The sequence below is a fragment of the Microaerobacter geothermalis genome, assembly GCF_021608135.1.
In the GTDB taxonomy this organism is placed as follows: Bacteria; Bacillota; Bacilli; order DSM-22679; family DSM-22679; genus Microaerobacter; species Microaerobacter geothermalis.
In genome coordinates this window covers 17,476-32,348 of sequence record NZ_JAKIHL010000024.1, presented here as the reverse complement: position 1 = coordinate 32,348, position 14,873 = coordinate 17,476, and the positions used below count along the sequence as shown (strand labels likewise).

The window sequence follows — 14,873 nt, the reverse complement described above, 5'->3', positions numbered from 1 at the left end:
TGTGGGACGAATGGATTCAATAGAGAAACAATGGACATGGGAAGAAGAAATAAAAGGGAAATTGTCCTTTTTACAACAGATTTCCCAGATTCGTCAATTGGTGAATGTTGAACAAGCCGAACAGACTTGGCTCAAAATTAACGACCGTAAATTATTAAATCTTGCTTCTAATAACTATTTGGGGCTAGCTGGGGATGAACGATTGAAAAAAGCAGCTATAGAGGCTGTCCAAAAGCGGGGGTGTGGTTCGACGGCATCCCGTTTGATTGTTGGGAACCATCCTGGTTATCAAGAGGCGGAATCAGCACTAATTAACTGGAAAGGGTTAGAAGCAGGGCTTATTTTGGGCAGCGGGTATTTGTTAAATACCGGGATTATTTCCTGTATTGTCGGACGAGATGATATTGTATTCAGCGATCGCTTAAATCATGCCAGTATAGTGGACGGCGTTCGTTTAAGTAGGGCTGAGCATAAACGTTACCGTCATAATGACATGAACCATCTGGAATCACTTTTAAAAAAGGCATCAGGATATAAGCGGAAATTAATTGTTACCGATACTGTCTTTAGCATGGATGGAGATATCGCTCCGCTTTCAGACTTAGTTACATTAAAGGAGCGTTATCAGGCTATTTTGATGGTTGATGAAGCTCACAGCAGCGGGATTTACGGAATGGACGGAAAAGGATATGTTCACCATCTCGGACTACAGGATCAAGTTGAGGTTCAAATGGGTACTTTTAGTAAAGCCTTAGGTTGTTATGGGGCCTATGTAGTGGGAAGCAAGTGGTTTGTAGATTATTTGGTGAATAAAATGAGAAGTTTTATTTTTACGACTGCATTGCCCTCCGCCGTTCTCGGTTCTATCCAAGCATCCATTCAAATTGTACAAAAAGAAGGGATACGCCGTGAGGCACTATTAAACCATGCTGAATATTTTCGGGAAAAATTATCACATTTGGGCTTTAATATTTGTCATAGCCAAACTCAAATCGTTCCGATACTCATCGGTCCAAATGATCAAGCAATGCAGTTTAGCCAACTTTTGCAGGAAAATGGAATTTTTGCGGTTGCCATTCGCCCACCCACTGTTCCTAATAATCAGGCAAGGATTCGCTTTACAATCATGGCAACCCATAAAAAACATGAATTGGATTGGGCGATTGAGAAAATTGCTGCCGTTGGAAAGAAATTGGGTGTAATCTCATGAATAAACCGCAAATAATCATGTTACCCGGTTGGGGGATGGAAGCTTCAGTATGGGGGCTGTTTCAGGATAAGCTTAGTAAATATTTTGATTTGTCTTTTATAGAGTGGCGGGGAGTCAGCTCTCTTACCTGTTTTCGGGAAAGAGTAATTCAGCAAATAGAAACAAAAATAGAAGCAGAAAATAAATCATCCCTTATTTTGTTAGGATGGTCTTTAGGTTCACTGGTTGCCTTTGAGATTGCAACCCGTTATCCATCAATAATTAATCGTTTGATTATCCTTGGTGGAACCAGTCGTTTTATCAAGGACGAATCTGAACAATATCATGTTGGGTGGCATCGGAGAATGGTAGAAAGAATGAAATTCCAACTTCAACGTGATAAGCAGAAATGCTTGTCTGCTTTTTATCAGTCTATGTTTTCATCAGGTGAACAAGAACGGGGAGATCATGAACGTTTTCTACGAATTGTGAAGGAAAAATTTTGCGGGGACGACACCACTTCACTGCTGGTTGGATTAGATTATTTAATTCAAATAGACTTGAGAGATAAACTAAAGTTAATCCAGGCTCCCTTACTGTTAATTCACGGGGAGGATGATCGGATTTGTCCTGTATCTGCCGTTCAGCACATCTCAGGAGTTGTAAAAGGTTCCGAAATAAAAATATTGTCCGGTGTTGGTCATGTACCATTTTTCACTAGTGTGGATGAATGTTTTGTGACGATTAGGGAGTTTGTCGAAAAGGAGCAAAGAAATGATTGATAAACAGTTGTTGAAAAAACGCTTCAGTACAAACGCAAAATCGTATGATCGATACGCAAATGTTCAAAAGAAAATGGCCCTAGAGTTGATAAAGTTGCTTCAATTGAATAAAGGGATCAGAAAGACGGAAATGAATATACTTGAGGTTGGGTGTGGAACTGGTTATTTAACAGAACAATTATGCCATCTTTATCCTAAAGCCAATATTACGGCAGTTGATTTGGCACCGGGAATGATTGAAATGGCCAGGCAGCGGGTGGTAAAAAACGTTACCTTTTGTTGCGGGGATATTGAAGAAATGATAATGAGTGACCCATATGATATGATTATTTCTAATGCAACCTTTCAATGGCTTAATCATCTTGAAAGTACATTGAGACGATTGTTTACTTGGTTAACAAATGACGGAGGAATTTATTTTTCCACTTTTGGAAACCAGACGTTCACAGAATTGCATACCTCTTTTCAATTGGCAAAACAGCGTCTTCAAATTGATTCGACGGGTTCTCTAGGGCAATCGTTCTATAGTTTGGACGATCTGAATGGATTGTGCCAGCGTTCTTTGCATGATTCGAACTGGGATTCAACATTTACCATTCAGGCTTATGAAAAGATGGAGTACGAATACTTCCCTACGATGCAGGATTTTTTTACATCGATTAGAAGGATTGGAGCAAATAACAGTAATCAGGGAGAATACTGCCTACGACCGACGCTTTTTAAGGAAATGATCAGGATTTATGAAACAAACTTTCGTAAAGAAAGTCAGATGCAGGTTTCTTACCATTGTCTTTTTCTAAGTATTATAAAAACTTGATATCGGGAAAGGATAAGAATTGTGTTAATGAAATGGAGGGAACCAAATTTAAGGGAGAATTAGAATAATGGAGAATAATATACCATTATTTGAGATAACCAGTATCTCAGACTTTCTTGAAAAAATAAGGTTGATTCGTCATAAAGAAAGATTGTTATGGTTCAGAGGGCAAAAATCAGATACCTATTCGCTGCTCCCTTCCATTTATCGGAATCCTTATCATGTGGAACTGGAATATGAGTTGATTAGCCGATTTAAAGCCAGAGCCATTCCTTTTCTCGATCGTCTCCCTCAAACCGATTGGGAGTGGATGTTTTTGATGCAGCATTATGGAGTTCCTACCAGATTGCTGGATTGGTCGGAGGGGGCTCTGATCGCCCTTGCTTTTGCCGTTCAGGTTAGAAAAGAAAAGCACAAAAATCATGGAGCTGTTGTTTGGGCCCTTGACCCCATCGCTTTAAATCAGTTTTCTATCGATACCCATGAACATTCCGTTGGATTAATTCTCAATATGAATGACTATCAAGTGATTGAAAGAAATTACAGCATCAAATCACAGGAAGTTCCCGATATTTTATTGCCCGTTGCCATTGTAGGTCCGCAAAATAACAGGAGAATCGTTGCCCAAAAGGGAGTATTCACCTTGTTTTCTCCAAAAGGTGGGGCGACTATGGAAACTTTTGAGAAAGCTCCTGAGTTTTTATCAAAATTATATATTCCGCAAGAAAGTGTCCAACGAATAGAAAGGGAGTTATATGATTTGGGAATCACCGAAACTAGCTTGTTTCCCGACCTGGATGCCGTGGCAAGGGAGATTGTCAGGGAAGTGGGTGAACAATTAATAGAAAAATAAAAAATAAGTCAGGAATAACCTGCCTGACTTAGTGCCCTTAATTAACGCATATTAACCTGCTTAGCTTATCTATCTCAGCTTACCTTTGTTGTCTTGGGTTGTACCACATTAACGCCGGTGGTTGCCTGAAAATCATAGAGGCTGCTTGGCACATCAACGAAGCGTTCCAAATCATTATAGGCCGGGATCCCATGATAAGCCATATCCAAACCTTCTTCTTCTTCCTTGGCAGAAGCACGCAAGCCAACGGTTATTCTGGTGAAATGGGCCATGGCAAATCCTCCGGCAAACCCCCAGATGCTTAATACCAGTGCTCCAAGAATCTGAACGAAGAGCAAGGATGTGTTTCCGGTTGTAAAAAAACCTTCCGCCGAATCAAACAGTCCTACGGCAATGGTTCCAAAAATTCCGTTAAAGCCGTGAACAGCAACAGCACCCACGGGGTCGTCAATTTTCAAACGGTCAACAAGCAAAGTAGCGCCGATTACCAGAATACCTCCGATAGCTCCAATAATAATCGCACTTAAGGATTCCACGTAAGCTACCCCTGCCGTGATAGCGACAAGGCCGGCTAAAGCGCCGTTCATGGTCATACTGGGGTCTGCCTTTCCGTATTTAAACATCGTGAACAAGAGCGCTGAAGAACCTCCTGCAGCAGCAGCCAGCATGGTATTCAGGGCGATCACCGATAGTGCGGGACTTGATGCATCCAATGTACTTCCAGCATTAAAACCGAACCATCCGAACCATAGAATAAAGGTTCCACAGGAGGCCAATGGAATGTTGCTGGGGGCAAAAACGTTGGCACTACCATCGGAATTAAACCGGCCTCTTCTTGGGCCGAGTACCCAAGCCATGGCTAAAGCAGCAAAGCCAGCCATTGCATGAATAACCCCTGAACCGGCAAAATCCTTCATGCCCAGTTTTGCCAACCAACCATCTGCTTGCCAAACCCAATGGCCGGAGATGGGATAGAGGAACATGGCCACAAGGGCAGCCATAAGAATATAGGCTTTAAAATTCATTCGTTCTGCCACAGCGCCGGAAATAATAGAGATGCTAGCAACGGCAAAACCCAGCTGGAATAGAATAAAGGCTGCTGACGGCAGTTGAAGGTCGAGGGCGATATTTTGCGGAGATCCGAACAAACTGGTTCCGATAAAGCCCATCTTATCAGCTCCAAACATAAATCCAAATCCAACCAACCAGAAGGCCAGAGCGCCGATGGTTAAATCAACAAAAATTTTCATGGTGACATTCACCGCATTTTTGGTTCTTACCAGACCAGCCTCCAATAAACTGAATCCGCCTTCCATGAACAATACCATGGCGGCTGCCAAAACTACCCATATGGTATTCAGATACAAGAATTCCACCCTAGTTCCCCTCCCTGACTTTCTTTAATTCATCGATGGTATCATCGATCATGCCCGATCGAATGTTGTAAGCTTCTAGAACTGGTGTAACAAATATTTTCCCGTCGCCATCTTCTCCAGTTTGAGCAGAGGCAATGATGGTTTTGATGGTAATGGGAACCATATAATCGGATAATACGATTTCCAGCTTTACTTTTGGGTGTAAATTTACCGTATAGTTATGTCCGCGGTAAACACCACGTAAATCTTTCTGACGCCCCCGGCCTACCACTTGAGAAACGGTAAATCCGGTGACTCCAATTTCTTGCAGAGCTTTAATAGTATCCGTTAGTTTTTGCGGACGTAAAATAGCTTCCACCTTCTTCATGATATACACCCCATGTTTGCTATATTTACATTCAATTGTTATGAAATATAACATTATACTTAGGAAGTGTCAATGGTTAATGTTTAAAAATTCTGTTCAATCAATTGGAAAATTCATGAGTGACTGATTTATCGTCTCACTTCTTGAATTGTTCGACCGATTGCTATAAAGTTATTTGTAACGAATGGAATGATTTAGGGGGAGAGGGAATGGTTCAGACAATCAGATTTGATTATTCCAATGCATTATCTTTTGTTGACAAAGAAGAAATGTTCAGATTGCAGCCTTTTGTTTCATCTGCCCATGACATGCTACATCAAAAAACGGGTGCGGGGAAGGATTACCTCGGATGGGTGGATTGGCCTGTTCAATATGATAAGGAAGAATTTGGGCGTATAAAGGAAGTGGCAAAGAGAATCGTATCCCAATCGGATGTATTGTTGGTCATTGGGATCGGTGGTTCTTATTTGGGGGCAAGGGCAGCCATTGAAATGTTATCCCATACCTTTTACAATCAACTGTCAAAGGAGAAAAGAGGGACTCCTGAAATTTATTTTGCAGGACATCATTTAAGTTCCATTTATTTGACGCATTTGTTGGAACTGCTGGACGGAAAAGAAATATCAATCAATGTGATTTCCAAATCAGGAACAACAACTGAACCGGCCATTGCTTTTCGGATGATTCGAGAATATATGGAAAAAAGATATGGAAAGGATGGGGCAAGAAAGCGAATATTTGCATCAACGGATAGGAAAAAGGGAGCACTAAAGATATTAGCTGACCAAGAAGGCTATGAAACCTTTGTTATACCAGATGATATTGGAGGGAGGTATTCTGTCCTTACGGCGGTTGGCCTACTTCCCATTGCTGTCAGTGGAATTGATATTGGAGAATTGATGGCAGGAGCACAAGAAGGGTATACGCTGTATTCGCTTCCAAACCTTGAAGAAAACCCCTGTTATCAGTATGCGGCAATTCGAAACGTCCTTTATCACAAAGGAAAAAACATTGAACTATTGGTAAACTACGAGCCTTCTTTGCAGTATTTTTCCGAGTGGTGGAAGCAGCTTTTTGGGGAGAGTGAAGGAAAGGATCATAAGGGGATATTCCCGGCATCCGTTAATTTTACAACGGATCTCCATTCTATGGGACAGTACATACAAGATGGTAGACGGAATCTATTTGAAACGGTGCTTCATGTAGAGAAGGTAAGGGAAGAATTATTCATTAAATCTGAAGAAACCAATTTGGATGGACTCAATTTCCTTGCTGGAAAATCTCTTCACGATGTGAATCAACGGGCCATGGAAGGTACGCTGCTTGCCCATAGCGATGGAGGTGTACCCAATTTGCTTATTCGAGTTTCCGAATTGACTCCATATCTATTTGGAAAAATGGTCTACTTTTTTGAAAAAGCGTGCGGGCTCAGCGGTTATCTCCTTGGTATAAATCCATTTGATCAACCGGGTGTAGAGGCATACAAAAGAAATATGTTTGCCTTGCTGGGCAAACCAGGATATGAAAAAGAAAAGAATGAATTGGAAAAAAGATTAAAAGAACAACGTTTCTAATTAACTGGAACGAATCGCTGTTCTTTTATTTCACTTTAACCTCATATAAATCATGCAACGTCAACAATTGACGCTATTTATATAAATAATATATACTAAGCGAGGGACTGACATGTCAATCAGGGGGACTATCCAAGATGAAAGAAAGAAGAGAGTCGCTGCTGGAAGCAGCTGTCACTTGTTTTGCAAAAAAGGGTTTCCATGGGACAAGGGTTTCAGATATCGTTGCTGAGGCCGGAGTTGCCCAGGGTACCTTTTACTGGTATTTTAAAAGCAAAGAGGAAATATTTAGTGAGTTAATTGATCATTTTTTAAATCGTATCAATCAATCCTTTTCCGTGGCTCACTGGGAAGACGTTAGAACGCTGGACCAATTAAAGGATGCCCTGATTACAATGGTTGAAAATATGTTTAATATTTCCTGGGAAAACAAAGAGGTTTTTTCTATATTTTTAAAAGTTGGGCCCTCGGTTGGGCAGGAATTTGAAGAAAAGTTGAATGAATTTTTAAATTTGGCGGTCGAAACATCTAAAAGTATTGTAAGAATGATTCCAAACGACAATTTAATTCGTTCAGATCTCGATGTCGTATGTGATGCGATTGTTGGAATGTATTTTTACGTTATTCAGCGAAGAATTCTTCAAGCAAAAGAGAAACCAGATATAAAAAAATTAGCCTGTGAGATGGTTGAAATGGAGTTGTACGGGATAAGCGGCCATTTATAAACAGTGTTGTAAAACCTCTCCATTCCTTCATCTCCTGCGCTAACCATGAACTCGAAGGCCCTTTTTAGCAAATTTCTTCGTTCCGTCCATATAGACTATTTTCGTTGATTTGTTTTCAAATATTTTATGATACCCATAGCAATCGCTTCACCTGCTTTTTTCTGATAGGCAGGATCAACTAATTTCATTTCCTCCTCCGGGTGGGATAGAAATCCCACTTCAATTAAAACAGAGGGAACCGTGTTTTGATCCAAAACCCTATAATTTTCTTCTTTTACACCCAAAGGTTTGGAACCGAGTTTGGAGATCAATTCATCAAAAATGACTTCTCCTAAGATTTGGCTTTCCTTTACCTTTGGGTTTTTATCACTGTAAAAAATACGGGTCCCTTCTATTTCTTTATCGAACTGATCGCTATGAATACTGACGAAAAGATCTGCTGCAATTTTTTCCGCAAATTGGGCACGAGCGGTAAGGTCGGCATTGAGGTCCTTATCATCCATCATTTCATCCAGATATCTTGTCATTGCGACTTCCACATGATTATTTTCAAGATAATCCTTCGCATAGGTGGCAATGGCTAAGTTAATCTCCTTTTCAGGAACCTCTGACTTCCACCCTACGGCCCCCCATTCTTTTCCACCGTGGCCTGGATCAATTATCACTTTTCCAATGGGTAAATTGGCTTCTTGAAATAGGGGAATAACAGTATCGGTTTTATCCCTTTTATCAATCTCAGTTACGGATTCTGGAGTTAGATAAAACTTAAGAACCAGAAACAAAGAGAGGACAGATAAGATGAGTATGAAGAGAAGATACCTGGTTTTCATGGGATAAACTCCTTCAAAAAAATTCTCTTCTATTGTAACATCATCTAGTCCCCTTCGGGAAGATTGCCCATATATTGGGCGGTCATGGTGAGTCTTGCCAACATTTTTTACGCAGTCTGCGGTGTTTCAGAATTTTTTTCAAAGAATTGAATTGAATTTATTAGATTGATCACTTATTATAGTTTTATAATATATTTTAATACTTAAGAAAACAATTAAATTAAATGATTGGAGTGTCCAAATGGTAACGGGGAACTATGAAGTGATTAAATCAGTTAATATATCGCTTATCTTGGATGCTCTGCGCCATCATGGGGAACTGTCAAGATCCGATATTTCAAGAATAACCGGTCTGACCACAGGAACAATCACCAATCTTGTAAACAAGCTTCTAGAATATGGGATTGTGGAAGAAATTGGTGCTGTCTCTTCACCTATAGGTGGAAGGAAGCCGATATTGCTTCGTTTAAACCCCCGGGGCGGCTATGCCATTGGCATAGAGATTACGACAACAAGAATAAAAGCAATATTATTTAATCTGCTGGCTGAACCGATGATGCGATTAGAAAGGGAGGGAAGTTATCGATACCATGAAGGTTTGGAAATCATCTTAGAAATCATTGAAAAATTTAAACGGAGTTTGGGAAAAGCTGAGAATCAACTGCTGGGGGTGGGTGTTAGTGTACCGGGTTGGGTTCATTTTTCCTCCGGAAAAATTTATAACTTACCCAATTTATCTGGATGGGTAAATGTTCAGTTGAAGGATAATTTGGAGCAAGCCATCCGATTGCCCGTTTTTGTGGATAATGATGCTAATTTGGCAGCTCTTGGAGAACTATGGTTTGGACAGGGGAAAAATGTGGATCAGTTGATTTACATTCTCGTTGATGACGGTATTGGAGCCGGTTTTGTCTTACAGCATCAAGTTTACCATGGAAAAGGCTATAGTGTAGGAGAATTGGGACATGTTTCCTTTGGAATCAGTGATGAAGAGTGTCCATGCGGAAATAAAGGTTGCTTGGATGTCACTGCATCAGCCAAGGCAATGGAAAGAACATATAAAAAGTTAACAGGTGAAGAAATTTCTATTGACCAATTAAATCAACGATTTGCATCCGGGGATGAAAATGCTCGGCGGATTCTTATGGATTCAGCAGAATTATTGGGTCGAGGGTTAGGATCCCTTATCAATCTATATGGTCCGGATACGGTGATTTTGGGTGGTCGGATGATTTACCAGAATCCGTTTTACGGAGAATTATTAAAGGAAGCGGCATTAAAAAATGCACTTCCGGTCATGACACAACAGGTGTCCATCACAAACACCCAATTGAAAGAGGACAGCAGTATATATGGTTGTGTGGCGATGGTCTTTCAATCAACTTTACAGCCCTACTCATTACGTGCTTTGGGAACTCATTCAGTTCATTTAACATAATTCTTTAATTCTATAGATGTGGAACTAAAGATTCACACGTCTGCTAGTCGAGTTTGCCAAGAAGAGATTCATGTCCGCTTCAATTCTAAAGAACGGAGCCCTCAAAAACATTTGGGGATTTCAAAGTTGGTAACAGTTTGAGGGCCAGATCCCCGTTCTTTAGCCTCTCCACTTAGTACAAACTCGAAGGCTGTCCTTAGTGAATTCTTAGTTCCGTCTATATAATCTAAGCCAGTGTGCACGAAACCAAAGATTAAAAAATGAAAGAGGGGAAATCAATTATGGCAGGTGTTAAACTGAATCATGTTTGGAAGCGTTATGGGGATGTGGAAGCAGTCAAAGATTTTCATTTGGATATTCAGGACAAAGAGTTTATTGTGTTTGTCGGTCCCTCCGGTTGTGGTAAGTCTACCACCTTGCGCATGATTGCTGGCTTGGAGGAGATATCGGAAGGGGAACTGTATATCGGGGAACGCAAAGTGAATGACGTGGCTCCAAAAGACAGAGATATCGCCATGGTGTTTCAGAACTACGCACTGTATCCCCATATGAACGTGTATGATAATATGGCCTTTGGACTAAAATTAAGGAAATTTCCCAAGAAAGACATCGAAAAACGTGTGAAGGAAGCGGCAAAAATTTTGGGAATTGAGCCGTATCTTAAAAGGAAACCAAAGGAACTCTCAGGAGGCCAGAGACAACGGGTTGCCCTAGGAAGAGCGATTGTAAGGGAACCTCAAGTGTTTTTGATGGATGAACCTTTATCCAATCTTGATGCAAAGCTCCGGGTACAAATGAGGGCGGAAATTCTTAAATTGCATGAGCGGATTCAAACGACCACGATTTATGTTACCCATGACCAGACAGAAGCCATGACCATGGCAACCCGAATTGTAATTATGAAAGATGGAATCATACAGCAAGTAGGAACCCCCCAGGAAGTGTATGATGTTCCGGTAAATCGGTTTGTAGGAGGATTTATCGGCTCTCCTGCGATGAATTTCATAAAAGGGAATCTGAAGGAAGAAAGTGGGAAAATACTCTTTCAGGCAGAAGGGATTCAGGTTGAGATACCTGCTGGAAAGGCACAAAAAATAAAGGAGCAGGGATATGTAGATCGAGCGGTTTATCTTGGTATCCGGCCTGAAGACATCCATGATGAACCATTGGTTTTGGAATCCTCTCCAAAAACCCACGTTCATGCAAAGGTAGAAGTGGTGGAACTAACGGGTGCTGAAAAATATCTCCATATATCCGTGGCTGGAGAAGTGATCATAGCTAGGGTGGATGCCCGATCCAATGTGAAGGTGGGGACTGAGGTGGAGATGGCATTTGATCCCAATAAATTGCACTTTTTTGATGCTGATACAGATCAACGAATTGACGCTTAGGGAGAATCAGCGATGAAAGAACAAAAATATATAGGAATAGATCTGGGTGGTACATCGATCAAAATGGGACTTGTTGACCAGAAAGGGAGTCTCCTTTATACTTTAGAAAGTCCTACACCCGAAAACAAAGAATTTTATTCAGTAATTAACACTTTTGATGGAATGGTCGACCGTCTTCTTCAGGAGAACGGATTGGAATGGAAAGAGATTACTGGAATAGGCGTAGGTGCCCCTGCTTTTTTTGACTTGAAAAAAGGTGAAGTGGTAGAGGCTGTCAATCTTGGTTGGCATCATGTCCCTTTAATGGAAACTCTGATGGAAAGATGGAAATTACCTGTCTGTGTTGACAATGATGCGAATGTTGCAGCATTGGGTGAAATGTGGGTAGGGGCAGGAATTGGGGCAACCCATATCCTTTGTATTACCATCGGCACGGGTATTGGCGGGGGAGTGATCATTAATGGAGACATTTACCACGGCGCCAACGGCAGCGCCGGTGAAGTTGGACATGTTACCGTCAGACATCAAGACGGTAGACTCTGCAACTGCGGGAAAACGGGATGTTTGGAAACGGAAGCCTCTGCCACCGCCATTGTTTTGGATGCGATGGATAAGCTGAAACATCTATCAGATGGACCTTTGAAAGAAGCTTATGATAAATCGGGAACCTTGACAGCGAAAATGGTTGTAGAATTAGCTCTAAAAGGAGAACCTACCTGTAAAGAAATTATTCAGAAAGCAGGAAAGGTTCTTGGACGCTCATTGGCGGAAATGTGTTACCTGCTAAATCCTGAATTGATTATTATCGGAGGGGGTATATCCTACGCAGGAGAGATGTTGTTTAACCCCCTCACTGAGGCATTTTATCAGACTGCATTCCCAAGGGTAGCTGAGGATACTTCCATAGTTCCAGCTAGACTTGGCAACCAGGCTGGAATGATCGGGGCGGCACGATTAGTACATGTGCGGGTAAATCATTAATTCGACTTTTATAGATGTGGAATGGAGCCCTCAAAAACATCCGGGTATTTCAAAGGTGGAGTCAGTTTGAGGGCTAATTTCCATTCTTTAGCCTCAACGCATAAGTACGAATTCGAAGGCTGTCCTTAGTGAATTTTTTATTCCGTCTATACATTTTAAAGGAAGTATTGTGACAAGGAATACAAGGGGGGATTATTAGTGAAAAGAATTGCTGTTTTGACAAGTGGTGGAGATGCTCCAGGAATGAATGCGGCTATTCGTGCTGTTGTTAGGAGAGGAATATTTAATAATTTAGAAATTTTTGGTGTTCGTCATGGATACCAGGGATTGATGGAAGGTTCCTTTGTCCCCCTGGAGCTGGGAAGTGTTGGAGATATTATCCATAGAGGCGGAACAATTTTGTACAGTGCCAGAAGTGAGAAATTTAAAACTGAAGAAGGACAGAAATCAGCTTTAGACCAATTGAAGGGAAACGGAATTGAAGGTTTGATCGTGATTGGTGGAGATGGGTCCTTTCGTGGTGCTTTACAATTAACCAAAAAAGGGTTTCCTACCATCGGAATCCCCGGAACCATTGACAATGATATTCCCTGTACAGATTTTACTTTAGGTTTTGATACTGCGGTGAATACGGTGATTGATGCAATTGACAAAATAAGGGATACTGCTACTTCCCATGAACGAACCTATGTCATCGAAGTGATGGGGAGAGATGCCGGAGACATTGCTCTCTGGTCGGGATTAGCCGGAGGGGCAGAGTCCATATTAATACCGGAAGCGGAGACTAATTTGGATGATCTCTGCCAACGATTGATTCAAGGTCATAAACGGGGTAAAAAGCACAGTATCATTATTGTAGCCGAAGGGGTTTCAAGTGGTTCCGAAATAGGCAATCTGATACGAGAGCGGACAGGATTTGAAACTAGAGTAACCGTTTTGGGTCATATCCAGCGAGGGGGCTCACCTTCTGCTTTTGACAGGTTACTGGGAAGTAGAATGGGAGCAGAGGCAGTCGATCTTCTTCTCGCCGGGGAAGCAGGGGTTATGGTGGGAATACAGAACAATCATATGATAGCTGTTCCCTTTGAAGAGGCCCTTAGCCAGACCCATCAGCCTTCACTTGATTTATATGATTTGGCCCGCACCTTGTCGATATAGATTTCGCTAACCGCCACTTATTTCATACGAATGAGTAGGGAATATAAGTGGCGGTTAGCTGTTCTTGCCATTTTCTTGCCATATATAGGGCAAGGCTTTTTAGCACGCCAACCCTCCCTGCACGCTGACTCACCTTCCGAGAACAAAACGAGAGTATAGTTCATGCAAACGTTTGTATTCTAATCCTACATAATATTTCTCTATAAATATTATGATCCTATGCATTGGGAATCTATTATGGGTGGGGACTCGGTCAAAAAATAAACAAGGCTAAAGCCTTATTGGATGAATTGAACTACTTGATAGAAGATTGACGGATAACCAAGCGATGAGGAATGATTGTTGTTTTCTGATGCAAGGTTTCTTCATTAATTTGCTTTATAAGTAATTGTGCAGTGGTATATCCAAGATGATATATTCCGATATCAATTGTAGTTAGAGGAGGTGTGGTCAAATCTGACATAGATACGTTATTAAAACTGACGAGAGCAACATCCTCAGGAACCCTATAATTTAATTCGTAGAGACCTCGTAATACTCCAAATGTGATCAGATCATCAGATACTACAAGGGCTGTTGGTTTTTCAGGCTGCTCAAATAAAGTTGAAATTGCTTGATACCCGCTCTCAAGTAAAAATTTAGCCTCGAACACCCAATCTGTATGAAAAGGAAGATTATTTTCCTTCAGGGCATCCTGATAACCTTTAATTCGATCTTGCGAAACAACCAGGTCCCTCGGACCACTGATAAATCCAATTCGAACATGTCCTTGTTTAATTAAATGCATCGTTGCATCATACGCCGCCTTTACATTGTTTGTATCAACACAGACAATATCGGGGTGTTCTAAAGATCTCCCGATTAAAACAAATGGAAAATTTCTTTTTTTCAGAAGAGGAATAAGTGGATCATTCACACGAGAGGCAAGCAAAATGACTCCATCCACTCTTCCCCCGAAAACCATTCGATTGAAAGCTTCCTTTTCTTCTTGTTCTGTACTTCCAGCAGACATTAATAAATCATAACCAGTATAATTTGCATAAGCATTGATTCCGCGCAATACTTCAGGAAAAAAGGGATTAAGAAAAAGTTCATCCGCCGAGCGCGGCAAAATAATACCCAATGTTTGAGTACTTCGTGAAACTAGACTTTTAGCCATGACATTTGGATGGTAACCAAGATGTTCCATAGCTTCTTTTACTTTTCGGGATGTAGCTGGGCTAATTCGCGGGTTATTCGCAATCACTCTGGAAACGGTTGATGGGGATACACCAGCTAGCTTAGCAACATCTTTGATAGTAACGGACATAAAAATTCCTCCAAATAGTAACTCATTGTTAAGGATGTTGTACATGTCAAAGAAAATTGAGGCAAACGTTTTCCTTCGATAGA

At 41.1% G+C, this 14,873-nt stretch carries 14 protein-coding genes; 10 read left to right on the top strand and 4 right to left on the bottom strand.

The features are described 5' to 3' along the window. The first annotated feature begins 10 nt into the window (after window positions 1-10). The 4 genes from bioF to L1765_RS09970 all read left to right on the top strand — a co-directional run bounded on the left by bioF (window position 11) and on the right by L1765_RS09970 (window position 3,641). The gene (gene bioF / locus L1765_RS09985) at window positions 11-1,210 is read left to right on the top strand and encodes an 8-amino-7-oxononanoate synthase (RefSeq protein WP_236406817.1); all 1,200 of its coding nucleotides are present in this window, start codon (window positions 11-13) and stop codon (window positions 1,208-1,210) included. Further along, entirely contained in the window at window positions 1,207-1,971 is a 765-nt protein-coding gene (locus tag L1765_RS09980; protein ID WP_236406816.1) for an alpha/beta fold hydrolase, read from the top strand. Before bioF ends, L1765_RS09980 begins: the two co-directional genes overlap by 4 nt. Further along, the gene (gene bioC, locus L1765_RS09975; protein WP_236406814.1) at window positions 1,964-2,788 is read left to right on the top strand and encodes a malonyl-ACP O-methyltransferase BioC; all 825 of its coding nucleotides are present in this window, start codon (window positions 1,964-1,966) and stop codon (window positions 2,786-2,788) included. The genes L1765_RS09980 and bioC overlap by 8 nt, the downstream gene beginning before the upstream one ends. Window positions 2,789-2,855: 67 nt before the next feature. Next, window positions 2,856-3,641 (top strand): FRG domain-containing protein, encoded by a 786-nt coding sequence (locus tag L1765_RS09970; RefSeq protein WP_236406813.1) that lies wholly within the window; start codon window positions 2,856-2,858, stop codon window positions 3,639-3,641. Between the two features lie 74 nt (window positions 3,642-3,715). Here L1765_RS09970 and L1765_RS09965 read toward each other — a convergent pair whose 3' ends face one another. Together L1765_RS09965 and L1765_RS09960 are read right to left on the bottom strand one after the other, a co-directional pair. Further along, window positions 3,716-5,017, bottom strand: a complete 1,302-nt coding sequence (locus L1765_RS09965) for an ammonium transporter (RefSeq protein ID WP_236406811.1) — start codon at window positions 5,015-5,017, stop codon at window positions 3,716-3,718. Between the two features lies 1 nt (window position 5,018). Continuing rightward, window positions 5,019-5,384 carry a P-II family nitrogen regulator gene (locus L1765_RS09960; protein WP_236406809.1) on the bottom strand — a complete coding sequence of 122 codons (366 nt, stop codon included), beginning with the start codon at window positions 5,382-5,384 and terminating at the stop codon, window positions 5,019-5,021. Window positions 5,385-5,593: 209 nt separating this feature from the next. Between L1765_RS09960 and L1765_RS09955 the strand changes: the two genes are divergently transcribed. Beyond that, window positions 5,594-6,958: a glucose-6-phosphate isomerase gene (locus tag L1765_RS09955; RefSeq protein ID WP_236406807.1), complete on the top strand. Its 1,365-nt coding sequence runs from the start codon at window positions 5,594-5,596 to the stop codon at window positions 6,956-6,958. 137 nt (window positions 6,959-7,095) lie between these two features. After that, complete coding sequence (locus tag L1765_RS09950) at window positions 7,096-7,683, top strand: TetR/AcrR family transcriptional regulator (protein WP_236406805.1); 588 nt, start codon at window positions 7,096-7,098, stop codon at window positions 7,681-7,683. A gap of 95 nt (window positions 7,684-7,778) precedes the next feature. On the opposite strand, the gene L1765_RS09945 is transcribed toward L1765_RS09950, so the two are convergent. Continuing rightward, window positions 7,779-8,513 (bottom strand): N-acetylmuramoyl-L-alanine amidase family protein, encoded by a 735-nt coding sequence (locus tag L1765_RS09945; protein WP_236406802.1) that lies wholly within the window; start codon window positions 8,511-8,513, stop codon window positions 7,779-7,781. Between the two features lie 241 nt (window positions 8,514-8,754). Here L1765_RS09945 and L1765_RS09940 point away from each other — a divergent pair, with 241 nt between their 5' ends. The 4 genes from L1765_RS09940 (at window position 8,755) to pfkA (ending at window position 13,481) form a co-directional block, all read left to right on the top strand. Continuing rightward, a complete protein-coding gene (locus tag L1765_RS09940) occupies window positions 8,755-9,951 on the top strand; it encodes an ROK family protein (protein ID WP_236406800.1) in 1,197 nt (398 codons plus the stop codon). 281 nt (window positions 9,952-10,232) lie between these two features. Then, window positions 10,233-11,342, top strand: a complete 1,110-nt coding sequence (locus L1765_RS09935) for an ABC transporter ATP-binding protein (protein ID WP_236406797.1) — start codon at window positions 10,233-10,235, stop codon at window positions 11,340-11,342. 12 nt (window positions 11,343-11,354) lie between these two features. Continuing rightward, entirely contained in the window at window positions 11,355-12,323 is a 969-nt protein-coding gene (locus L1765_RS09930; protein ID WP_236406794.1) for an ROK family glucokinase, read from the top strand. Window positions 12,324-12,521: 198 nt separating this feature from the next. Then, window positions 12,522-13,481, top strand: coding sequence for a 6-phosphofructokinase (gene pfkA, locus L1765_RS09925; protein WP_236406792.1), 960 nt, complete (start codon window positions 12,522-12,524; stop codon window positions 13,479-13,481). A 295-nt stretch (window positions 13,482-13,776) separates the two neighbouring features. On the opposite strand, the gene L1765_RS09920 is transcribed toward pfkA, so the two are convergent. Next, entirely contained in the window at window positions 13,777-14,790 is a 1,014-nt protein-coding gene (locus tag L1765_RS09920; protein ID WP_236406852.1) for a LacI family DNA-binding transcriptional regulator, read from the bottom strand. Window positions 14,791-14,873 lie beyond the last annotated feature (83 nt).

Bases quoted from the DNA above. Each gene is read 5' to 3' on its own strand.
- L1765_RS09940 (WP_236406800.1), top strand. From the start codon at position 8,755: ATGGTAACGGGGAACTATGAAGTGATTAAATCAGTTAATATATCGCTT.
- L1765_RS09935 (WP_236406797.1), top strand. From the start codon at position 10,233: ATGGCAGGTGTTAAACTGAATCATGTTTGGAAGCGTTATGGGGATGTG.
- L1765_RS09960 (WP_236406809.1), bottom strand. From the start codon at position 5,384: ATGAAGAAGGTGGAAGCTATTTTACGTCCGCAAAAACTAACGGATACT.
- L1765_RS09920 (WP_236406852.1), bottom strand. From the start codon at position 14,790: ATGTCCGTTACTATCAAAGATGTTGCTAAGCTAGCTGGTGTATCCCCA.
- bioC (WP_236406814.1), top strand. From the start codon at position 1,964: ATGATTGATAAACAGTTGTTGAAAAAACGCTTCAGTACAAACGCAAAA.
- L1765_RS09945 (WP_236406802.1), bottom strand. From the start codon at position 8,513: ATGAAAACCAGGTATCTTCTCTTCATACTCATCTTATCTGTCCTCTCT.
- L1765_RS09955 (WP_236406807.1), top strand. From the start codon at position 5,594: ATGGTTCAGACAATCAGATTTGATTATTCCAATGCATTATCTTTTGTT.
- bioF (WP_236406817.1), top strand. From the start codon at position 11: ATGGATTCAATAGAGAAACAATGGACATGGGAAGAAGAAATAAAAGGG.
- L1765_RS09970 (WP_236406813.1), top strand. From the start codon at position 2,856: ATGGAGAATAATATACCATTATTTGAGATAACCAGTATCTCAGACTTT.
- L1765_RS09950 (WP_236406805.1), top strand. From the start codon at position 7,096: ATGAAAGAAAGAAGAGAGTCGCTGCTGGAAGCAGCTGTCACTTGTTTT.
- L1765_RS09980 (WP_236406816.1), top strand. From the start codon at position 1,207: ATGAATAAACCGCAAATAATCATGTTACCCGGTTGGGGGATGGAAGCT.
- L1765_RS09930 (WP_236406794.1), top strand. From the start codon at position 11,355: ATGAAAGAACAAAAATATATAGGAATAGATCTGGGTGGTACATCGATC.